At 73.8% G+C, this 21853-nt stretch carries 18 protein-coding genes; 4 read left to right on the plus strand and 14 right to left on the minus strand.

What is annotated here, in order from left to right:
- Nucleotides 1-200 precede the first annotated feature (200 nt).
- The 3 genes from DVA86_RS09905 to DVA86_RS09915 all read right to left on the minus strand — a co-directional run bounded on the left by DVA86_RS09905 (nt 201) and on the right by DVA86_RS09915 (nt 3262).
- A complete protein-coding gene (locus DVA86_RS09905) occupies nt 201-1643 on the minus strand; it encodes a helix-turn-helix domain-containing protein (RefSeq protein WP_208877474.1) in 1443 nt (480 codons plus the stop codon).
- Between the two features lie 210 nt (nt 1644-1853).
- Nucleotides 1854-2396 carry a DUF3017 domain-containing protein gene (locus DVA86_RS09910; RefSeq protein ID WP_208877476.1) on the minus strand — a complete coding sequence of 181 codons (543 nt, stop codon included), beginning with the start codon at nt 2394-2396 and terminating at the stop codon, nt 1854-1856.
- Nucleotides 2396-3262 carry a bifunctional methylenetetrahydrofolate dehydrogenase/methenyltetrahydrofolate cyclohydrolase gene (locus DVA86_RS09915; protein ID WP_208877478.1) on the minus strand — a complete coding sequence of 289 codons (867 nt, stop codon included), beginning with the start codon at nt 3260-3262 and terminating at the stop codon, nt 2396-2398. The genes DVA86_RS09910 and DVA86_RS09915 overlap by 1 nt, the downstream gene beginning before the upstream one ends.
- Nucleotides 3263-3558: 296 nt before the next feature.
- Here DVA86_RS09915 and DVA86_RS09920 point away from each other — a divergent pair, with 296 nt between their 5' ends.
- Both DVA86_RS09920 and DVA86_RS09925 read left to right on the plus strand, forming a co-directional pair.
- On the plus strand, nt 3559-4281 hold the full coding sequence (locus DVA86_RS09920) for an RDD family protein (RefSeq protein WP_208877480.1): 723 nt from the start codon (nt 3559-3561) through the stop codon (nt 4279-4281).
- Nucleotides 4282-4399: 118 nt separating this feature from the next.
- Complete coding sequence (locus tag DVA86_RS09925; RefSeq protein WP_208877481.1) at nt 4400-5047, plus strand: hypothetical protein; 648 nt, start codon at nt 4400-4402, stop codon at nt 5045-5047.
- Nucleotides 5048-5130: 83 nt separating this feature from the next.
- Here the strand turns inward: DVA86_RS09925 and purH are convergent, their stop codons facing one another.
- Both purH and purN read right to left on the minus strand, forming a co-directional pair.
- Complete coding sequence (purH, locus tag DVA86_RS09930; protein ID WP_208877483.1) at nt 5131-6693, minus strand: bifunctional phosphoribosylaminoimidazolecarboxamide formyltransferase/IMP cyclohydrolase; 1563 nt, start codon at nt 6691-6693, stop codon at nt 5131-5133.
- Nucleotides 6690-7316: a phosphoribosylglycinamide formyltransferase gene (gene purN, locus DVA86_RS09935; protein ID WP_425470798.1), complete on the minus strand. Its 627-nt coding sequence runs from the start codon at nt 7314-7316 to the stop codon at nt 6690-6692. Before purN ends, purH begins: the two co-directional genes overlap by 4 nt.
- Nucleotides 7317-7531: 215 nt before the next feature.
- Here purN and DVA86_RS09940 point away from each other — a divergent pair, with 215 nt between their 5' ends.
- Complete coding sequence (locus DVA86_RS09940) at nt 7532-8443, plus strand: hypothetical protein (protein WP_208877487.1); 912 nt, start codon at nt 7532-7534, stop codon at nt 8441-8443.
- Nucleotides 8444-8470: 27 nt separating this feature from the next.
- Here DVA86_RS09940 and DVA86_RS09945 read toward each other — a convergent pair whose 3' ends face one another.
- On the minus strand, nt 8471-10252 hold the full coding sequence (locus DVA86_RS09945) for a cell division protein PerM (RefSeq protein WP_208877488.1): 1782 nt from the start codon (nt 10250-10252) through the stop codon (nt 8471-8473).
- Between the two features lie 142 nt (nt 10253-10394).
- Here DVA86_RS09945 and DVA86_RS09950 point away from each other — a divergent pair, with 142 nt between their 5' ends.
- Nucleotides 10395-11411 (plus strand): RNA polymerase sigma factor, encoded by a 1017-nt coding sequence (locus DVA86_RS09950; protein ID WP_208877490.1) that lies wholly within the window; start codon nt 10395-10397, stop codon nt 11409-11411.
- 134 nt (nt 11412-11545) lie between these two features.
- On the opposite strand, the gene sucD is transcribed toward DVA86_RS09950, so the two are convergent.
- From sucD to DVA86_RS09990, 8 genes are all read right to left on the minus strand, one after another.
- Entirely contained in the window at nt 11546-12430 is an 885-nt protein-coding gene (gene sucD, locus DVA86_RS09955; protein ID WP_208877492.1) for a succinate--CoA ligase subunit alpha, read from the minus strand.
- A 65-nt stretch (nt 12431-12495) separates the two neighbouring features.
- Entirely contained in the window at nt 12496-13686 is a 1191-nt protein-coding gene (gene sucC / locus DVA86_RS09960; protein WP_208877494.1) for an ADP-forming succinate--CoA ligase subunit beta, read from the minus strand.
- Between the two features lie 195 nt (nt 13687-13881).
- Nucleotides 13882-14253 (minus strand): hypothetical protein, encoded by a 372-nt coding sequence (locus DVA86_RS09965; RefSeq protein ID WP_208877495.1) that lies wholly within the window; start codon nt 14251-14253, stop codon nt 13882-13884.
- 338 nt (nt 14254-14591) lie between these two features.
- Nucleotides 14592-15686, minus strand: a complete 1095-nt coding sequence (locus tag DVA86_RS09970; RefSeq protein ID WP_208877496.1) for a hypothetical protein — start codon at nt 15684-15686, stop codon at nt 14592-14594.
- 94 nt (nt 15687-15780) lie between these two features.
- Nucleotides 15781-16788: a hypothetical protein gene (locus DVA86_RS09975; RefSeq protein ID WP_208877497.1), complete on the minus strand. Its 1008-nt coding sequence runs from the start codon at nt 16786-16788 to the stop codon at nt 15781-15783.
- A 102-nt stretch (nt 16789-16890) separates the two neighbouring features.
- Complete coding sequence (locus tag DVA86_RS09980) at nt 16891-18066, minus strand: VWA domain-containing protein (RefSeq protein ID WP_208877498.1); 1176 nt, start codon at nt 18064-18066, stop codon at nt 16891-16893.
- Nucleotides 18063-20675 (minus strand): DUF5682 family protein, encoded by a 2613-nt coding sequence (locus DVA86_RS09985; protein ID WP_245996466.1) that lies wholly within the window; start codon nt 20673-20675, stop codon nt 18063-18065. The genes DVA86_RS09980 and DVA86_RS09985 overlap by 4 nt, the downstream gene beginning before the upstream one ends.
- Complete coding sequence (locus tag DVA86_RS09990; RefSeq protein WP_425470799.1) at nt 20654-21781, minus strand: ATP-binding protein; 1128 nt, start codon at nt 21779-21781, stop codon at nt 20654-20656. The genes DVA86_RS09985 and DVA86_RS09990 overlap by 22 nt, the downstream gene beginning before the upstream one ends.
- Between the last annotated feature and the right edge of the window lie 72 nt (nt 21782-21853).

A 21853-nucleotide genomic window follows, 5' to 3' on the forward strand; every position in this document is an offset into this window, starting at 1 on the left:
GAACCGTGGGCAGCCGCCCGCTCAAGGAGGGGGGCGGCGGGCGGCTGCCGGTGCGTGTTGGCTCACCCGTGGGGGGCTGACGTACGCCTGCCCGCTTTCCGCGCGGGCATGCGCGCTCGCGCGCGAGCGGTTCGGGCGGTTTTCCATAGGGCGCGACGGGCTACTGCCTTACGGCTTTCCGTACGCGCCGGCGGGTCAGGTCAGGGCGCGGGGGCCGTGGCCGTGCCCCGCGCGCAACCGCGGGCGCCCGCGGCCGGCTTCACGCAGGCGCGCGCCTGCTGGACGTTCTTCACCGGGACCATCGGGGTGTACGCGTCCGGGCTGTCCACGTCCTCGGTCTGGGTGCGCTTCCCGCCTGAGATCCGCAGCAAGTCGCCGTTCGCGCCGCCGGTCACCCGGGCCCAAGCCGCGCCGCACACCTTGCTGTACCGCACCTCGACCGTGCGCGGGCCGACCTTCCGGGAGCCCGCGGTCTTGGCGTACTGGCCGCCGCAGCCCATCGTCTCCGGGTCCTTGCCGTTGCAGTCCGCCCCGGAACACTTCACTCCGGCGGGCAGGTCGGGGTTCTCCGCGGTCGGCGTCGGGTCGGGGGCGGCGGAGTCGTCGCCGCCGGTCAGATCGAAGGCGAACACCGCGCCCGCGACGACGATCAGCGCGGCGACCACGCCCGCGGCGAGCATCAGCAGCTGACGCCCGCGACCGCCGCCGTCGCCACCGGGCTCGCGCTGCGCGGTGGTGTCGCCGTGGCCGCCGGGGACGCCCGCGGCCGGGTGGGGCGCGGCGGAGGGCGGTGCCGGCGGTGTGCCGGGCGGGGCGGCGGAAGCGTGCGCAGGCGGCGCCTCGGCCACCTCGGGCGTACGCCTGGTGCCCCACGACTGCGGGTCGATGTTCCCCACGGGACCGGGCGCCGCAACGGGCTTGGGTGCGGGCGCCGGTGCGGGCGCGGACGCGGAACTGTCCGGCAGGGACGGCCTGTTCAGCCGCGTCGTGCCCCGGTCGACGGCCGCGTCGGGGCGCGGCGTACGGGGCGTACGGGGGCGCATGACGGCCGTCTGATCGTCTGCCGGGGGCGCGGGGGACGCGGCGGGTGTTGCCGGTGCGCTGGAGGCGGCGGAGGCGGCGGCGCCCGCCGCGCCGACGGGGCCCGCCGCGCCGGCGTCACGGGCGGAATCGGCGGCTCCAGCGCCCGCGGCGGGCGGTGGCGCCGGAGTGCCGACGGCGCCGGGCGGCGGCCCGGCCGGGGCCGGGTTCTTGGCATTCTTGCCGCCGATGCCCCACTTCCAGCCCTTGGCCGGGGTCTCGCCGGTCGGCGACAGCGCGGCACGCGCCTGGGCGACCTGTATGGCCTCCATCGTCATGTCGTGACGCATCTCACTGCGGCTCCAGGCCCGTTCGGCCAGCTCCCACATGGTCGCGAGATGCCGTACCTCCGTGCCCGTGACATCGGCCAGCGCCTGGACGGCGCCACGCGGCGGCAGCAGACGGCCGTTGAGGTACCGCTCCCAGGACGACTTGCTGTACTCCGTCCGGTCCGCGATCGTCGCAAGACTCATCCCGCTGCGGTCCACGAGGCGACGCAGTTGACTGGTGAACTCGCTTATCTGCGGGTCCAGTCCGTCCGGTAGCGCCTTCCAGCGAGGCATCGTCTTCCCCCTCATCCCCCAGGTGCCGATCCCCCACCGGGTCTGCGTACTGGCTACCCAGGGGGATGCAGAAAGCCAGGACTGAGGTTCCAGACCGGGGGGCGTACGGGAGCGTTTCAGTTCACTGACCGCACGCGCACAAGCCCCAGTGTGCCACCAGAGCGCGCCCCCGACCCCCCGACCCGCCTCCGTACGAGGCCCGTACGAGGGCTAACGCACCGAGAAGTGCACGATGTCGTCCAGGATCGGGATGCTGATCACCGGGTTGGGCTGCGCCATCAGCGCCAGCAGCGTGATCACGCCGCCCATCACGCCGTACGTCACCATGTCCGTGAACCGCGAGCGGACCGCGAGCATGCCCACCGAGCTCATCGCCCAGCGCAGTACGGCGCCGCCGAGCAGGGACAGGCCGATGATGATCGTCCCGGACCGGAACTCGGCGAGCACGACCAGCAGTCCGACCAGCACCCCGCCGCACACCGCGAGCAGCGGCCACTGGCGGTACGGCGCGGGGGCGCTGCCGCCGGCCGCCCGTCCGCCGCCCTCGGGGCGCGCCGTGTCCCGGGTGAAGGTGGGGAAGCGCCGCGACTTCGGCGCCTCGGGCGCGGGCGCCGGGGCCGCCGAAGGCGCTGCGGGCGCTGGGGCCCCGTCCGCTGCGGGCCCGTCCGCGGCAGGGGCTTCCGCTGCGGGCCCGTCCGCGGCAGGCGCGTCCGCCGCCGGCGCCGTCGCCCGTCCGTCTCCGCTGCCGCTCATCAGTGCCGCGCCCCTGTCCCGCCGCGCTCCGCCGCCTCGACGACGTTCTGGAGCAGCAGTGCGCGCGTCATCGGGCCGACGCCGCCCGGGTTCGGCGAGAGCCAGCCCGCGACCTCGGCGACGCCCGGGTGCACATCGCCGACGATCTTGCCGTTCTCGTCCCGGCTCACACCCACGTCCAGCACGGCCGCACCCGGCTTCACGTCCTCCGGCTTGACCAGGTGCGGTACGCCCGCCGCGGCCACCACGATGTCGGCCTGGCGCAGCAGTGCGGGCATGTCGCGGGTGCCGGTGTGGCACTGGGTCACCGTCGCGTTCTCGGACCGCCGCGTGAGCAGCAGCGGGATCGACCGCCCCACGGTGATGCCGCGCCCGACGACGACCACGTGCGCGCCGCGGATCTCGACGTCGTGGCGGCGGAGGAGCTCGATGATGCCGTTCGGGGTGCACGGCAGCGGTCCCGGCTCGCCCAGGACGAGCCGGCCGAGGCTCGTGGGGTGCAGCCCGTCGGCGTCCTTGTCCGGGTCCATCAGCTCCAGCACCCGGTTGACCTCGATGCCCTTGGGCAGCGGGAGCTGGACGATGTAGCCGGTGCAGGACGGGTCGTCGTTCAGCTCCCGTACGACGGCCTCGATCTCCTCCTGCGTCGCCGTGCCCGGCAGCTCGCGCTGGATCGACGCGATGCCGACCTGCGCGCAGTCGCGGTGCTTGCCGGCCACGTACTTCTGGCTGCCGATGTCGTCTCCGACGAGCAGCGTGCCGAGGCCGGGCGTGACGCCCCCGGCCCTGAGTGCGTCGACGCGCGCGGCGACTTCGGACTTGATCGCGGCCGCGGTGGCCTTGCCATCGAGAATCTGAGCGGTCATGTACCCATACTCGCGGATGCCGGGGGTCCGGCTCCAACCAGGTGCTGCGGCGATCGTTGCGGATTCGCCACATTCGCGGAGCGCGGCTGGACAGCGGTGCGCCCCGGCCAGCAGCATGGTTGGCCGGGTGCCGTGCCCGGCGCGTCCGGTGGACCGAGTCCAGGCCGAAACGGCATCCGGCGTTCGGGGGAGGCACACGTGCAGACACAACTCGCGCAGCGCGGCTGCGAGGGCGGACTTCCCCGGGACGTCACGTTCCGACCCGTCCCCACGTTCCCGCTCGGAGGCAACAGCCCGTGAGTTATCCACCGCCGCCAGGCCCGAACAACCCGTACGGGCAACAGCCTCAGCAGCCCTACGGCCAGCCCCAGCAGGGTTACCCGCAGCAGCAGCCCTACGGCTACCCGCAGGGCGGGATGCCCCCGGGCGGGATGCCCCCCGGCGGAATGCCCCCGGGCACGGTGCAGGCCAACAACGGCTTCATCAACATCGCCTACCTCGGCCCGGTCCAACTCGCCACGATGGGCCAGCGCTTCCTCGCGCGGCTGATCGACGGCCTCATCACCGGCGCGATCATCGGCATCGCGATGGCCGTCGGGCTGGCGGGCGCACTCGGCATCGCCGAGGAGGCCGACGACTGCAGCAGCAAGACCTACGGCACCCCGGAGTACAACAACTGCATCAACGACGCCACCGACGCGGGCATGGGCGCGCTCGGCACGATGCTGGTCATGATGGCCGCCATCGGCGTGTTCATGCTGCTCTACGAGTGGCTGATGATCGCCCTCATGGGCGGCACCTTCGGCAAGCTCGCCCTGGGCCTGCGCGTCGTGCGCGAGACGGACGGCCAACTGCCGGGCGTGGGCGGCGGGTTCATCCGCTACATCATCCCGATCGTCGGTGCCTTCCTCTGCTACATCGGCGCCGTGCTGGTCTATCTGTCGCCGTTCTTCGACAACAGCGGGAAGCTCCAGGGCTGGCACGACCGCGCCGCGGGAACCGTCGTCATCAAGAAGTGACCGGTTGTCACCGAACGGTGACCGGAACGCACACAGCCCGGGGCCGTGCCGCGAGACCATGGCGGCACGGCCCCGCGCTGTGCCGACGCCGGTGCCGACCTCGCCGGAGGGACTCGCCATGAGCAATCCGCCCGACCCCAACAACCCCTACGCGAGCGGCCCGTACGGCCCGCCGCCGTACGGGCAGACCCCGCCCCCGTACGGCCAGCAGGCCCCGCCCCCGTACGGCTACGGGCAGCAGCCACCGCCCGGCATGCAGCCGGGCATGCCGCCCGGCTACGGCTATCCGCAGGCGCCGTACCCGGGCGCACCGTGGGTGCCGTACGAGATGCCCGGCCAGGTGGTCGCGGCGCGCGTGATGCTGTTCGTCGCAGGGTCGCTGTGGGGGCTGGTCGCCGTGGCCTTCATCATCGCGGGGCTCGCGGTGGACGACATGGCGGACGACCTCGGCGCGAACGGCACCGGGGGCGCGCTGATCATCGCGCTCGTCGGGTTCGTGATCTTCGGCGGCATGTCCGCGCTGCACATAGTCCCCGCCACGCAGTTCGGGCACGGCGGCCAGGGCACCCGGGTCACCGCGATCGTCGCGGCGTCGGTGAACACCGTGCTGCCCGCGCTCGGGTTCCTGGGCTCCATGGCCCAGACGTACGGCACCCGGACGCAGAACCCCGCGCTCATGATGATCTGGGCGGCCACCGCGATCGTGACGATCGTCTTCTGCTCCAACCGCCAGGCGGGCGCCTGGTTCAACCGGCCCCGCCACTGACGGCGGCCGCCCGGGACGGCGGCCGCCGGCAGCGTACGAGCGCGCCTGCACGCACGCGCCCGTACGCACCCGTCTCAGTGGAATCAGTGGAAGAAGTGCCGCGTCCCGGTGAAGTACATCGTGACGCCCGCCGCCTTCGCCGCCTCGATCACGGCCTCGTCGCGCACCGACCCGCCCGGCTGGACCACGGCCGTGACGCCCGCCGCCGTCAGCACCTGCAGCCCGTCGGGGAACGGGAAGAACGCGTCGGACGCGGCGTACGAGCCCGCCGCGCGCTCCTCGCCCGCGCGCTGCACCGCGAGCTTCGCCGAGTCGACGCGGTTGACCTGGCCCATGCCCACGCCGACGGTCGCGCCGTTCTTCGCGAGCAGGATCGCGTTCGACTTCACCGCGCGGCACGAGCGCCACGCGAACGCCAGCTCCGCCAGCTCCGCGCCCGAGAGTTCGGCGCCCGCCGCGAGCGTCCAGCTGCCCGGGTCGTCGCCGTCGGCCTGCAGCCGGTCGGTGGCCTGGAGCAGCGCGCCGCCGTCGATGGGCTTGATCTCGACCGGGTCGGAGGGCGCCTCGGGGCAGCGCAGCACGCGGATGTTCTTCTTCCGGCTGAGCACCTCGACCGCGCCGTCCTCGTACCCGGGCGCGACGATCACCTCGGTGAAGATGTCGGCGACCTGCTCCGCCATCGCGGCGGATACCGGCCGGTTGACGGCGATCACACCGCCGTACGCGGACAGCGGGTCGCACTCGTGCGCCTTGCGGTGCGCTTCGGCGACATCCGAACCGACCGCGATGCCGCAGGGGTTGGCGTGCTTGATGATCGCGACGCAGGGCTCGTCGTGGTCGTACGCCGCCCGGCGGGCCGCCTCGGTGTCGGTGTAGTTGTTGAACGACATGGCCTTGCCGTGCAGTTGCTCGGCCTCGGCCAGACCGCCGTTGCCGGTGGCGTAGAGCGCGGCGGGCTGGTGCGGGTTCTCGCCGTAGCGGAGCACGTCGGCGCGCTGGTAGGCGGAGCCGAGGAAGTCGGGGAAGGCCGAGTCGTCGACGGCGGCGTAGTCGAGCGCGAACCAGGTGGCGACGGTGAGGTCGTACGCCGCCGTGTGCTGGAACGCTTCTGCGGCCAGCCGCTTGCGCTCGTCCAGCTCGAAGCCGCCGCCGTTCGCCGCGGTCAGCACGTCGCCGTAGCGCTCGGGGTTGACGACGACGGCGACCGACGGGTGGTTCTTCGCCGCCGCGCGCACCATCGAGGGCCCGCCGATGTCGATCTGCTCCACGCACTCGTCCGGAGCGGCGCCCGAGGCGACGGTCTCCCGGAACGGGTACAGGTTCACGATCACCAGCTCGAACGGCTCCACGCCCAGCTCGCTCAGCTGCCGCCGGTGGCTCTCCAGCCGCTGGTCGGCCAGGATGCCCGCGTGCACGCGCGGATGGAGCGTCTTGACCCGCCCGTCCAGGCACTCGGGGAAGCCGGTGAGCTCCTCGACGCCCGTGACCGGGACCCCGGCGCCCGCGATCCGCTTGGCCGTCGAACCGGTGGATACGAGCTCCACCCCCGCTTCGTGCAGTCCCCGGGCGAGCTCCTCCAGCCCGGCCTTGTCGTAGACGCTGATCAGCGCGCGGCGGATGGGCCGCTTCGTACCTTCGGCGGTCACGGGATCAATACCTTTCGTCCCTCAATGCGGTAGCCGTCACGCGCCAGGCGCCCGACGACCTCGACGAGCAGCCGTCGCTCGACTTCCTTGATCCGCTCGTGCAGAGCGGTTTCGTCGTCCTCGTCCCGCACCTCGACCACGCCCTGGGCGATGATCGGGCCGGTGTCGACGCCCTCGTCGACGAAGTGGACGGTGCATCCGGTCATCTTGACGCCGTACTCGAGCGCGTCGCGTACGCCGTGTGTGCCGGGGAAACTCGGCAGCAGCGCGGGGTGCGTGTTGATGAAACGCCCCCCGAAGCGGCCGAGGAACTCCTTGCCCACGATCTTCATGAACCCCGCCGAGATCACCAGGTCCGGCTCGTACGCGGCGGTCGCGGCGGTCAGCGCCGCGTCCCACTCCGCGCGGGAGGCGTGGTCCTCGACCCGGCACACGTAGGTCGGGATGCCGGACCGCTTCGCACGCTCCAGGCCCTCGGTGCCGTGCCGGTCGGCGCCGACGGCGACGATCTCGGCGCCATAGCCGACGACGTGCTGCACGGCGATGGTGTCCAGCAGCGCCTGCAGGTTGGTGCCCGCGCCGGACACGAGCACGACGAGGCGGGCGGGGCGGGAAGCGGGCACGGCCACAACGGTGCTCTTTCTGGCGAGACGGGATTGTGCGGTCGTACAAGCTTGTGGAACTGGCAATTCCGGGGAACTCTACGAAGCCGCCGACCGTCGGCAACGATACCGGCACTCGCATGGCCCCCCACGGGACGGGGGCGGAAGCGGAAGGTAGCGTCGGGCATACGTATGCGTACCCGATGCGGAAAGAGCAAGGGGAAGACACACTCCACATGACCGACCGACGCCGCCGCGCGGCCCATGCCGAGCCCTCTCAAGAGGACAACCCCTTCGCGCCGCCGCCCGAGGACCAACCGGACCGGCCCTGGCAGCCGCGCCGTCCGGCGGGCTCCCCCGACAACGGCGGAAACGGGGACGGCGGCGGAAACGGCGGTCAGGACGGCGGCGGCCGGAACGGCAACGGGAACGGCCGCGACGGGAACGGCGACGAAGGCGGCCGGCCGTCCCGCTGGGGCAGCAAGTGGAGCCCCCGCCAGCCCGGCCGGCAGAGCGGCGGCTTCGGCGGCACGGGCCAGCAGGGGCCGGGCGGCCCCGGACAGGGCCCGGGCGGAAACGGGAACGGGAACGGGAACGGCGGCAACGGCAACGGCAAGAACCGCGGCATGCGTTGGGACCCCACCGACCCGTACCAGCGGCACGCGCGGTACTCGCTGCACACCGGGATCTGGGGCCTCTTCTTCGCGCTGTTCAGCCTCTCGGAGATCGCGCTGCTGCTCGGCGCCCTCTCCGTGTACTGGGGCATCAGCGGCCTGCGCGCCAAACCCCCCGGGACCCGGCGCGGTTCGGGCTCGCGCGGCGGCACCAGGGCATCCGCCGAGGACGTCGCGGGCACCGACCGCCCGGCGGACAGCGGCACCCAGGGCGGCGGCGCTCAGGGCGGCGCGCCGCCCATCCCGATCAGCGTCACCCCGGCACAGGCGGCCAAGGCCCGTACGAGCGCGGCGATCAGCGGCCTCGTGACCGGCGGGCTCGCGCTCGTGATCGTGGCGGGCACCTTCAGCCTGCAGCTGATCTACAGCGACTACTACAACTGCAAGAACGACTCCCTCACCCAGGCCTCCCGCCAGCAGTGCGACGACCTGGTGCCGGACGGCATCCGCCCCATCCTGGAGAACCAGGGCTGAGCCCTGCGAGTAGGCGCGGCCCCCCATTCAGGTGCGGTCGTACGGCCCCGGGCGCGGGCCGTCGCCGGGCGGCGGCGGGGTGTCGGGGAGCGGCTCGTACGGGTCCTGGGCGTGCGGGCCCTGGGCGTGCGGGTCCGGCTCGTGCCCGTCGACGGCCTCGGCGTCCTCCCCGGTTCCGGTTCCGGCTCTACTGCCGGTGTCCTTGCCCGTGCCGACCGGTTCGAAGTCCGGCATCAGCCCACCGGACGCCGCCTTGAGCGCGGCCCAGCGCGTACGCCGGGACGCCGTGCTGTACCACTCGGCGTCCTCCCGCTCCCCCGCCGTCACCGCGGTCACCGACAGCCCGCCGCTCGCGGGCACAGCCGCCACGGCCCCCGCGCCCGCAGGCGGCGGGGGCGCCACGGGCGCGGCGCCCCCGCGCAGTCGCCACGCCCGTACGAGCAGCGCGGCCGGCGCGCCCACCAGCGCCGTCCAGCCCAGCGCCGCCGCCCCCGTCTGCCACCAACTGGGCCCGAACCGGGCGAGGTCGCCGTTGCCGAGCGCACCCCCGGAGAATCCCGCGAGCAGCGCCATCACGGCACCGCACGCGCACGCCGCCAGCCCGGCCGCCGCCAGTGTGTGGCGGCGGCTGCGCGCGAGGTCGCGGCGCCCGCGCACGGGCGCCGCCGTACGGGCCACACGCCATCCCATCGTCAGCCCCGCGGCGGCCGGCAGCGCGCCCAGCGCCCAGGTCAGCGGCGTCGCCCCGGTGCCCTCGGCGGGCAGGGCGGCGAGCAGCGGAAAGTGCGGCAACTGCGGGTAGTCGGTGGCGAGCGGCCCCACGGCGCTGCCGGTGCCCAGCGCGAAGCCGGGGCCGAGCCCGTACGACGTGGCCCACACCACGGCGTTCGGCAGCAGCGCGACGGTGAGCAGCAGCACCGCGGCGTTCCCCGCCACGGCGCCGGTGAGCTGCGGGAAGGCGCGCCAGACGGCGCCCGCGTGGCACATCAGCGCCAGCAGGGTCAGCAACGCGCCCCCGGCGAGCAGCAGTACGACCGCGGCGCGGGCCGCCCGCAGGACGCCGGGCAGGTGCGGGCTGGTCACGGCACGCCGTAGGGAGGCGGGTACGCGTTCCGCCGCCAGCAGGCGCCGCAGCGTACGCGGGGCGGGGAACGCGGACCGCCCGGGCGCGAACCGCCCGGCGCACGCCGCCACCGCGGCGGTGAACAGCGGCAGGCAGACGGCGGCGCTCAGGATGTCGACGCGGAGGGGGCCGTTCGCGGTGTAGGCGACGGCGACGCCGGCGACCAGCAGGTAGCCGGCCACCAGCCAGCCGAGGGCGTGCACCGGGTCGGCCTCCGCGGGCGCCTCCCCTTCGTACGGGCCTCCGTACGGGCCTCCGTACGGGCCTCCGTACGGGCCTCCGTACGGGCCTTCCGACGGGTCTTCGTCCTCCACGTCGCCATACAGCCCTCCGTCCTCCAGGGCATGCCGCCCCGCGCGGTACAGCAGCCAGGCCGGAAGCGCGCTGAACAGCAGCGGCGTGATCTCCATCGGCGCCGTACCGCCGGCCAGCGTCCGGTCCCGTACGAGGTCCGCGCCGTGCGCGGCCAGCCACAGGTCGGCGGCGATGTGCAGGGCGCCGCCCGGCCCGTCACCGGGGTACGGGGTGCTGATCCACAGCAGCAGTACGGCGACGGCGAACACGCCGAGCCCGAGCGCGGCGGCGACCACTCCGCCCGCCAGCCAGGCCCCGACCGGTGGCCGGTGCCGGGGGGCGGCTGGGCCGTCCAGGTGGGGTGTCGGGCTGGGGTACGTGGAGTTCGGCACCCGGTCATGCTGCCAACAACGGTGAGTTTCGCCAGTTAGCAGGATGAATGTCGTGGTGTCGCTGAAAGAGATGGTGTGTAACTTTTCACACAATACGGTCGGCGGTTCCAGATTCATGGCGGGTCACGGTGCGGAGGCGAGCATGACGGCCAGGTCGCGCGCGCAGGCGGAGTCGGAGGCAGCGGCGGAGCCGACGGCTCAACCAGAGACAGAGGCCGAGACACAGGCCGAGGCCGGGGCCGAGCCTGCGGCGGCCGACGGCGAGCCCCCGGAAGACCCGCCGGCCCCGGCCTTCGACGCCCTCTACGCCCGCCACGCCCCCGCCCTGACCCGGCAGGCGTACCTGCTCTGCGCCCACCGCCGCATCGCCGAGCACGCCGTGGCCCACGCGTTCCACCTCGCCTGGGAGCGCTGGCCCGAGGTCGCGGCCGACCCGGACCCGGTGGGCTGGGTGCGGGCGGCGGCGTACGAGTACGCGCTGTCCCCCTGGCACCAGCTGCACCCCGGCTGCCGCGCCACCCGCGCGCACCCCGGGCCGCCCGGCGACCGCGCGATGCTGGACGGCCTGATGCGGCTGCCGCGCTCGTACCGCCGGGCGCTGCTGCTGCACGACGGGCTGGGGCTCAGCGTCGAGGAGACGGCGATCGAGGCGGAGGCGAGCACCGCCGCCGCCTCCGCCCGTATCGGGCATGCCCGCGAGGCCCTCGGCGAGACGGTCCCGGAGCTGCGGCAGGCGCCCGAGGAGCGGCGGCCCGTACTCATCCGCGAGCGGCTGCGGCTGCTGGCCGCCGCACAGCCCGTACGCACACCGCCGCCCCGGCTCGTACGGAGCTGCAGCGAGCAGACGACGCGGCGGCGCACGCGTGCCGCCGTCGGGCTGACCGCGCTCGTCGCGGCGGCCACGGCGGTGTCGTGGGTGACGTGCGAGGGACGCGGCGGCGCGCCGCCGGAGCAGCACGCGCCCGCCTCTCCGGGCCTGCCCGGCTTCGGGCGGCAGACGGGCGGCGCGTACCTGCCGGAGCTGCGCTCACGCAACCACCGGATGCGGCTCGGCGAGCACGGCCCGGAGCCCGTACGGCCCACGGGCCGGCCCGGACGCCCGGACCGCACCGGTCAGTCGGAGCCCGCCGGACGGCCCGAAGACACAGCACAGCGCTGAAGGCACAGCACGGCCCTGACGGCGCAGCACGGCCCTGACGGCGCAGCACGGCCCTGACGGCGCAGCGGCCACCACACGCTGACGGGCCCGCACCCCCCAGAGGGGGCGCGGGCCCGTACACCCGGAGTGCCGCGTCAGCCGACCAGCAGCTCGCGCGCGAGCCGTGCGGTCTCGGACGGGGTCTTGCCGACCTTCACGCCCGCGGCCTCGAGGGCCTCCTTCTTCGCCTGCGCCGTGCCGGAGGAGCCGGAGACGATCGCGCCGGCGTGGCCCATCGTCTTGCCCTCGGGAGCGGTGAAGCCCGCGACGTAACCGACGACCGGCTTCTTCACGTTGTCCTTGATGAAGTCCGCCGCCCGCTCCTCCGCGTCGCCGCCGATCTCGCCGATCATCACGATCAGGTCGGTGTAGGCGTCGGCCTCGAAGGCACGCAGCGCGTCGATGTGGGTGGTGCCGATCACCGGGTCGCCGCCGATGCCGACGCAGGTCGAGAAGCCGATGTCACGCAGCTCGTACATCATCTGGTACGTCAGCGTGCCCGACTTCGAGACCAGCCCGATCCGGCCGGGCTTGGTGATGTCCGACGGGATGATGCCCGCGTTGGACTGGCCGGGGGTGATCAGGCCGGGGCAGTTGGGGCCGACGATGCGCGTCTTGCCGCCCTTCTGCTCGGCGTACGCCCAGAAGGCGGCGGAATCGTGCACCGCGATGCCCTCGGTGATCACCACGCAGAGCGGGATCTCGGCGTCGATGGCCTCGACGACCGCGCTCTTGGTGAACTTCTCCGGTACGAAGATGACGGTCACGTCCGCGCCGGTGGCCTCCATGGCCTCCGCGACGCTGCCGAATACCGGCACGTCGGTGCCGTCGAAGTCGACGGTCGTGCCCGCCTTGCGGGGGTTCACACCGCCGACGATGTTCGAGCCCGAGGCCAGCATGCGCTTCGTGTGCTTCTGGCCCTCGGAGCCGGTCATCCCCTGGACGATGACCTTGCTTTCCTTGGTGAGGAAGATAGCCATGGGTGTTGGTGTCCTGGTCCCTCGTGTCAGTCCCACTTGTGGGTTGTTCGGAGATGCGCCGGAAGCTACTGCGCGGCCAGCTCGGCAGCGCGGTCCGCCGCGCCGTCCATCGTGTCCACCTGCTGTACGAGCGGGTGGTCGGCGTCGGTGAGGATCTTGCGGCCCAGCTCCGAGTTGTTGCCGTCGAGGCGTACGACCAGGGGCTTGGTGACGTCCTCGCCCCGGGACTTGAGCAGCTCCAGGGCCTGCACGATGCCGTTGGCGACCGCGTCGCAGGCCGTGATGCCGCCGAAGACGTTGACGAAGACGGACTTGACGTCCGGGTCGCCGAGGATGATCTCCAGGCCGTTGGCCATCACCTCGGCGGAGGCGCCGCCGCCGATGTCCAGGAAGTTGGCCGGCTTGACGTTCCGGTGCGCCTCACCGGCGTACGCGACGACGTCGAGGGTGGACATGACCAGGCCCGCGCCGTTGCCGATGATGCCGACCTGGCCGTCGAGCTTGACGTAGTTCAGCCCCTTGGCCTTGGCGGCGGCCTCGAGCGGGTTGGCCGCCGCCTTGTCCTCCAGGGCCGCGTGGTCCGGCTGGCGGAACTCGGCGTTCTCGTCCAGGGACACCTTGCCGTCCAGCGCGATGACCTTGCCGTCGCCGGCCCCATCGCTGGAACGAGTCAGCACCAGCGGGTTCACCTCGACGAGGAGGGCGTCCTCCTTGATGAACACGTCCCACAGCTTCTGCAGGACGTTCACCACCTGGTCGGTGAGCTCCGCGGGGAACTTGGCGGCGGCGACGATCTCGCGCGCCTTCTCCTCCGTCACACCCTCGATGGCGTCAACGGGGATCTTGGCGAGGGCCTCCGGCTTGGTCGCCGCGACCTCCTCGATCTCCACGCCGCCCTCGACCGAGGCCATGGCCAGGAAGGTGCGGTTCGTGCGGTCGAGCAGGAAGGAGACGTAGTACTCCTCGGCGATGTCGGCGGTCTGGGCGAGCATCACCTGGTGGACCGTGTGGCCCTTGATGTCCATGCCCAGGATCCGGCCCGCCTTCTCCACGGCGTCGGCCGGGTCGGAGGCCAGCTTCACGCCGCCCGCCTTGCCCCGGCCGCCGGTCTTGACCTGCGCCTTGACAACCGCGCGACCGCCGAGTCGCTCGGTCACCTCACGCGCCGCCTCAGGCGTGTCGATGACTTCACCGGCCAGTACCGGTACGTCATGCTTGGCGAAGATGTCCCTCGCCTGGTACTCGAACAGGTCCACGCGCGTACGTCCCCTTAGTTGTGGTATCGCGGTTCGTTGTCAGCGTGGGCGTGCCGCGAGGCCGCGGCTTCACCTGAGGGCGCGCGGCATGTCCGCCTTGCAGGTTAGCCCTGCCCGTGAGTGCTTCATGAATTCCAGCTCACAACGGCGCGGTGAGACGGCTCACAACTGGCACACAGATGACGGCCGGACGGCTCAGGGGAGCGGCAGCTTGTCCGGTACGTCCGCCGGGTTCGCCGGCAGCTCCGCCAGCCCGGGGACCTCCGTGAGGTCCGGGGTGACCGGCAGGCCCGGCAGGGACAGCGGCACGATGCCCACGCTCGGCACGCCGGGCACGATCTCGGGCACCTCGACGCCACCGCCCTCGGGCACCTCGGGCACGGCCTGCTGAGCGGTCTCGATGACGCCCCGCAGGGTCTCGCGGACGCCGGGGGCCTCCGCGGCGGAATCCGCCGAGCTCGCCGCGCCCGGCCGGCCGTCGGCGTGCGCGGAGGTGGCGCCCAGGACGAGCAGCCCGGTGGCTGCGGTGAGGACGGCGAGGGCGCGGCGGGTGTTCGTACGACGCATGAGGGCTCCAACTGGTGGGGGTGCTGTGACGGTTGGGCCGACCGGGACCGCCGGGACGGAGGGGCCCGGCGGTCCCGGTGGGGCTGTTCGGTTGTGGTGGTACTGGACGGTAGGTGCGGGGCGGCCCCTGCGGAAGGGGCCACCCCGCGGCCGTACCGGCGACAGGCCTACAGCCGCCGGTACGGGTCTGGGCGTCCGCGCCCGGATCGGTGCCGAACCGGCGCCGGATCTTCTCCGGACCGGCGCCGGATCTTCTCCGGATCTGCTCCGGACCGGACTTGGCTCAGGTCCGGTCCCGGTCCGGTTCAGCTCCGGACCGGACTTGGCTCAGCTCCGGATCAGAACTGCGCGGGCAGCGTCGCGGCCACCGGCAGGGCCGGGACGGAGGCGGCGTTGGTCAGCTCACCGGCGCCCGGGACCACGGTCACGCGCTGCGTGCCCGCGACCGCGTTGTCCGCGAGCGTCCGCACGTCGTACGCGGCGCCCGTGCTCAGGGTCCAGGCGTACGGCACGGTGTCGGCGGTGATGTTCTGCGTGAACGCGGCGGTGTCGGTGACGGCGCCGTGCGCGAACGGGGTGGTGGTGGCGAGTGCGTTGTCGGTGGCGACCTCCGTGTCGGCGACGGCCTGCTCGGCGACCGGCAGCACCTTCGCGACGGTGCGGCGCGCGAGGGGCGGCAGCAGCGACTCGGAGGCGCGGTCCACGGTCGGCTGGGCGGTGGCGAGGGTGGTCTTGACGGTGCCGGTCAGCTGCCCTGTCCCGGCGCCCTCGACGAGCGTGGTCACCTGGTCGGGACGGACGCCGGCGCCGCCGATGGCGGTGATCAGGTCGGCGGTGTTCGGTGCGGCCGGGACGGAGGGAACGACGGGGGCCTCGGGGGCGGCGGGCAGTCCGTCCGTACCCGGCACGGAGGGGTGCGCCGGGACGGCCGGGGCGTTCGGGACGGTGGGCGCGTTCGGGGCGGCGGGGAGGCCGGGCACCGCGGGGAGGACCGAGCCGCCGTCGACGGCCTGGCGTACGGCCTTGCGGACGTCCTTGGCGGCCTTGGTGGCCCGCTTGACGGGCTTCACCTTCTTCACGGGCTTGTCGGCGACCTTGTCGACGACCTCGGTACGCGGAAGCCTGTCCTGCAGGCCGTCGACCTCGCTCCGGAGGTCGCTGGTGGTGTCCGGGACGGTCGGCAGGTTGGGCGTCTCCGGCGTGGAGGGCGCCGACGGCACGGACGGCAGCTGGGCGTCGGCCGGCAGCTGCGCGTCCGGGGCGTCCGCAGGCAGCTGGTCGGTGACGTTCCGGGCACCGTCGACGGTGTCGGTGACGGCGCCGGTGCCCGGGACGGCGGGCTGCTCGTCCGCGCTGGCGGTGGCGGCGCCGAGCAGCCAGACGCCGGAGGCGGCGGCCGCGACGACGAGGGAACGACGGATGTTCTTGCGCATGGTGGATGTCCTTCGAATTCCGGGTGTTTCGGCAAGCGGGCAGACCTGTCCCGCCCCCGCGCGGCAGGTCACAGCAGACGGGGGACGGTCTGCCCTAGCCGGGGAATTCGAGGATCTCGGCGGATCGGTCGCGCGTCGGCGTACCTTCCGCCGGCCGCAGCGCGCCGGGCTGCGGGAGTGCGTGCCGCTCGGAGTCGCTGACGTACGCGGCGAGTTGGTCCGTGCCCGCGGCGCCCTGCGCGGGGCCGACGGAGACGGGTGCGGACGGCATCCGGGGCAGCGGGGACCGCAGCGGGCCACGGTGGTCCGAGCCGTACGGGCTGTCGCCGTCCGCGAGGGACGCGTGGCCGTCCGCCGCGCTGTCGGGCAGCGCGGTGAAGGCCGAAGTGCCGTCGGGTACCTGGCTGTCGGGGCCGTGCACGGCATCGCGCGCCGACCCGTCCCGGTTCCGGTCCGCGCCGTGCGCCTGACGGTCCTGCGCACCGTACGCGCCGTGGGTGTCGCCCGTACGCACGCCGCCGCCGTACGGCAGCTCGCCGCGGAGGCCGTCGAGGCTGACGAGTCCTTCGGTGAGCCGCGACAGGCCGGCCTTGTCGGCGGCGTCCGCGACGCCGTCGGTGCCTTCGGTGGCGTGTCCTGCGACGGGTGCGGTGACCCGTTCGGTGTGCCGTGCCAGGTCGCTGCCCGCGTGCCGGACGGCCTCCTCGCCCTTCACTCCCGTCTCCTCGGCCGCGCCCGAGGCGTCCTCCCGTACGGTGCGCGGCTGAGCGGGCTGGTCCCGCGGCGCGTCGGGCGCGTCGGCGGGCTTCAGGTCCTCGGCCTTCGCCGGTCCGTCGGCGTCGCTCTGGACGGACGGCCCGTGCGTACCGGACGGGGCTGCGGACTCGGCCGCCTTCGTCACCTTGGCCGCTTCGGTGTCGGCCTTGGCGGGCTGCGCGGGCGAACCGGACGGGTCCGGAAGGCCGTTCGTGGCGGCCTGCGCGTTCCCTCCGAAGAGGAAGGCCAGCGCCAGGAAGCCGCCGAGGAACAGCACGGTCAGCAGTGCGCGCCGCGCGGCTGCCGAGCGCGGGAGGCACACGGCGGCAGGCAGAGCAGCGGGCACGGCAGACACGAAGGAGCCTTCCGGTACGAGAGATTCCGGGTGACGCAGTGATCCTTGACGCTCAACCGTCGCCCCCACAACCCCCGTCACCATTCGTTCACTTCATTCCTCCGGGATCGGCAGGGGACGCTTCTCGATCGCCGCGGCCATGACCTCGGGAAAGTGGTCGGGAGTGCAGGCGAACGCCGGCGCGCCGAGGGCGGCAAGCGCCGCCGCGTGCTCCCTGTCGTACGCCGGTGCGCCCTCGTCCGAGAGCGCGAGCAGCGTGACGAACTGCACGCCCGACGCCTTCATCGCCGCGACGCGTTTGAGCATCTCGTCGCGTATGCCGCCTTCGTAAAGGTCGCTGATGAGCACGACGACGGTGTCGGCGGGGCGGCTGATCTGCGACTGGCAGTACGCCAGGGCGCGGTTGATGTCCGTGCCGCCGCCGAGCTGGGTGCCGAACAGCACGTCCACCGGGTCGTCGAGATCGTCCGTCAGATCCACGACGTTCGTGTCGAAGACGACGAGCCGGGTGCTGATCGACCGCATCGACGCGAGCACCGCGCCGAACACCGACGCGTACACGACCGAGGCCGCCATCGAGCCCGACTGGTCGATGCACAGCACGACGTCCTTCTTCACGGACTGCGCCGCGCGGCCGTAGCCGATCAGCCGCTCGGGCACGACCGTGCCGTACTCCGGGAGGTAGTTCTTCAGGTTGGCGCGGATGGTGCGGTTCCAGTCGATGTCCTGGTGCCGCGGCCGGCTCACCCGCGCGGAGCGGTCGAGCGCGCCGGTCAGCGTCGCGCGTGTGCGCGCCGCCAGCCGCTTCTCCAACTGCTCGACCACCTTCCGCACCACCGCCCTGGCGGTCTCCTTGCTGGTCTCGGGCATGGCCTTGTTCAACGACAGGAGCGTGCCCACGAGATGGACGTCCGCCTCGACGGCCTCGAGCATCTCCGGCTCCAGCAGCAGCGCCGACAGTCCGAGCCGGTCGATGGCGTCGCGCTGCATGACCTGCACGACGGAGCTCGGGAAGTACGTGCGGATGTCGCCGAGCCAGCGGGCGACCTGGGGCGCCGAACCGCCCAGCCCGGCGGAGCGGTCACCGCTGCGGGCGCCGCTGCCGTCGCCGTAGAGCGCCGTGAGCGTCTTGTCCATGGCGGCGTCGGTGCCGCTCAGTTCGCAGCCGGTGCCCTCCGCGCCCTGGCCGCCGCCGAGCACGAGGCGCCAGCGGCGCAGCCGCTCGTCGTCGGGGCGCGTGGCCGCGGGCCCCGCGTGTGTCTGGCTCAACTCACCCTCCCCAGCTCCGGTGCCGGTTCCGTGTGTTCCGTGTGTTCCGTGTGGGCGTCCGCACCGGCCGTCCCTGCGGGCCGTGCGCGCTGCTCGTGCGGGGCGCGGCCCAGCAGCAGCCGCAGGGTCGGCAGCACCGCGTCCGCACGGGCCCAGTCCAGGCCGGGGCCGAAGCCCGGTATCCCGGAGCCGGGGCCGCCGCCCGCGCCGTCCGCCGCGCCCGCTCCGCCGGGGCCCTCCCCCGCGGGGCCGCGGCGGACCAGCTCGCCGACGGTCCGCCGCACGCCCGGCTCGTACGCCGCGAAGGTGCGGCGCAGCAGCGGCAGGACGTCCGTGAAGGCCTCCGGCGGCACCCGTGCCAGCCAGCCGTCGACCAGCTCCAGCAGCCGTCTGTCGTGGACGAGCAGCATGCCGCCGCCCGCGAGGAAGCCCTCGATCCACGCCGCCGCCTCGGCGGGCGGCGTGCCGGGCGAGAGCGCGAGCCCCATCAGCCGGGCCGCCTCGCCGTCCTCCAACCGGCCGTCGTCCAGCAGGAACCGGGCGCACCGGCCGCGCACCAGCCCCGGCGTACGGTCACGGGACGCCAGCTTCCGCAGGACGCCGTGCCAGCGCCGCAGCAGGCCGTCGCCGGAGGCGGTGGTCTCGTCGGTGTCGGTGTCGGTGTCGGTGTCGGCGTCGGCGTCGGCGTCGGTGTCGGCGTCGGCGTCGGCGTCGGCGGCGGCGGCGTCCGCGTGCGTACGGCTCTGTGCGAGCAGCGCGATCGCCTGGTGCGCGGTGTCCAGATGGCCGCGCATCTCCGCGGCGCCGTCCGCGTCGAGCCCGGCGCAGGCGGGCGGCAGGCCGACGCAGACGCGCTCGGCCAGTCCCGCCGCCACCTCGGCCAGCGCCGCAGCGTCGGTGCCGCGGACGTCGCCGTACCGCACGGACCGCACCAACGGCGGCAGCGCCTGCGCGAGATGGCCGACGTCCGAGTCGAGCGCCGCCCGGTCGGCGAGGACCCGCATCACCACCGGAAGCGCGTCCGGCAACTCGGCCAGCAGGCAGTGCTCGGCAAGCGCGGTGACCTCCGCCAGCACGCTCGTGCCGACGGCCTCGGACTGGGCCTTCGCGGTCGCCGCACCCAGCACGGTGGTGCCCCACATGCCCGCTTCCGCTATCCGTACGGACAGCTCCGGCTCCCAGTGCAGCCGCCAGCTCTCCCGGAATGTGCCGGTGCTCCCCGTACGGGACTGCGCCGGGGTGCCCCAGTGCACGCCGAGCAGCCGGAGCCGGTGCAGCAGGCGGCTGCGGGCCGCGTCGGTGTCCTTGCGCAGGTCGAGCTCCAACTCGCGCTGCCGCCCGTCCGGTTTGAGCCGCAGCGACCGCTGCCGGCGGGCCAGGTCGCGCTGGAGCGGCACCGCGGGCGCGCCGTCGGGGACCTCGCCCAGCTCGTCGCCGACGATCAGCCGTTCCTCGATGAGCGCGAGCGGCACGTCCGAGCCCTCGCACAGCACCGCCCGTATCGCGTCGACCGTCTCGGCCAGGCCCGCCAGCGGTCGGCCCCGTACGGCGGCGAGCGTCTCGGCCATCCGCACCGCCTCGATCACGTGCGCGGGCGATACGGTGCGGTCCTCGTCCCGCAGCAGACCGGCGACCTTGGTCATCCACCGCTCCAGCGGGCGGTCGGGGGCGGCGAACAGATGGCCGTACCAGCCGGGGGAGGTGATCCCCGCGCCGTACCCGCTGTGCCGGGCGAGCCTGCGGTGCGTCCAGGGCACCCACGTGACCTCGACCTTCGCCTTCGGCAGGCCCTTGAGCAGCCGGCGGTCGGCAGCGACGGACACACTGGCCGCCAGCGCGGGGACGTGCCAGGCACCGCAGACGACGGCGACGCCGTCGTCGCCGTGCTCCCGGCGCGCCTCGCGCAGCCGCAGCCGCATGTGCGCCTCGCGCTGGGCGTCGCGGGGGTGGCCGCCGTCTCCGTGCGCCTCGCGGAGGGCGCCCATCGCCTCGCGGAGCGCGTCGAACGGTGCGTACGGATCGCGGACGGCCGCCGCGGACCCGGGATGGCCGGCGGGGTCCGACGCGGAGGAGTCCGCGGCGCCGCGGTGCTCCACGACGTCCTCCCACCAGCGTTCCGGATCGTCGTAGCCCGCTGTCTCGGCCAGCACCGCGAGCGGGTCCAGGCGCAGGGCCTCCTCGCGGTCCTCCCCCGCGCCCGCCTCGCCGTCCGGAGCGGCCTCGCCGTCCGGAACCGCATCGCCGCCCGGCTCCGGCGCGTCCTCGGCGAGCGCCGCCAGGGAGTGCGCGGCGGGCAGGTCGATGAACCGCACCGGAACGCCCCGCTCCAGCGCCCACCGGATCGCCACCCACTCCGGCGAGAAGTCGGCCATCGGCCAGAACGCCGCCCGGCCCGGCTCGTCCAGCACGTGCGCCAGCAGGGCGACGGGCGGACGCATGCCCTCCTCCCCCGCCAGCGCGACCACGTCGTCCGCCTCGGGCGGCCCCTCGACGAGGAGCACCTTCGGCTCGTACGCGGCCAGCGCCTCCCGCACCGCCCGCGCCGAGCCCGGCCCGTGGTGCCGGACGCCCAGCAGCAGCGGCCCGTTCACGCGGAGACCTCCCGGCACGCGCGGTAGAAGTCCTTCCAGCCCTCGCGCTCGCGCACGACCGCCTCCAGATACTCCTGCCACACCACCTGGTCCGCGGCCGGATCCCGCACGACCGCGCCGAGGATGCCCGCCGCCACGTCCGACGGGCGCAGCACCCCGTCCCCGAAGTGCGCCGCCAGCGCCAGCCCTCCGGTGACCACCGAGATGGCCTCGGCCGTCGAGAGGGTGCCCGAGGGCGACTTGACCTTCGTACGGCCGTCTCCCGTCACGCCGTCGCGCAGCTCGCGGAAGACGGTGACGACGCGCCGTATCTCGTGCAGCCCTTCCGGCGCGGCCGGCAGGTCGAGGGACCGGCCGATCTGGTCGACGCGGCGGGACACGATGTCGACCTCCTCGTCCGCAGTGGCGGGCAGCGGCAGCACCACGGTGTTGAAGCGGCGGCGCAGGGCGCTCGACAGCTCGTTCACACCCCGGTCGCGGTCGTTGGCCGTGGCGATGAGGTTGAACCCGCGCACCGCCTGGGTCTCCTCGCCCAGCTCCGGGATGGGCAGCGTCTTCTCGGACAGCACCGTGATCAGCGTGTCCTGCACGTCTGCCGGGATGCGGGTCAGCTCCTCGACCCGCGCGGTGAGGCCCTCGGCCATGGCCCGCATCACCGGGCTGGGCACCAGGGCGTCGCGGCTGGGTCCGTGCGCGAGCAGCTGCGCGTAGTTCCACCCGTACCGGATGGACTCCTCCGACGTGCCCGCCGTCCCCTGGACGAGCAGCGTCGAGTCGCCGCTGACGGCGGCCGCGAGATGCTCGGACACCCAGGTCTTGGCGGTGCCGGGCACGCCGAGCAGCAGCAGCGCGCGGTCGGTCGCGAGGGTGCTGACGGCGACCTCGACGATCCGGCGGGGCCCGACGTACTTGGGCGTGATGGCGGTGCCGTCGGGCAGCGTGCCGCCGAGCAGATAGGTGGCGACGGCCCACGGCGACAGCTTCCAGCGCTCGGGACGCGGCCTGTCGTCGGCCGCCGCCAGCGCCTTGAGCTCCGTCGCGAAGGCGTTTTCGGCGTGCGGTCGCAGGGCATTCGTCTCGGTCACAACTCCCCCTCGGCGTGCGGTGTATGAGCTGCACACCACCTTGCACCCCGGCACTGACAATCGGCCCCGGCACACGTACGGGCCGCCGGCTCCGGGGCCGATTGTCAGTGC

It is taken from the genome of Streptomyces armeniacus (genome assembly GCF_003355155.1).
GTDB classification, from domain to species: Bacteria; Actinomycetota; Actinomycetes; order Streptomycetales; family Streptomycetaceae; genus Streptomyces; species Streptomyces armeniacus.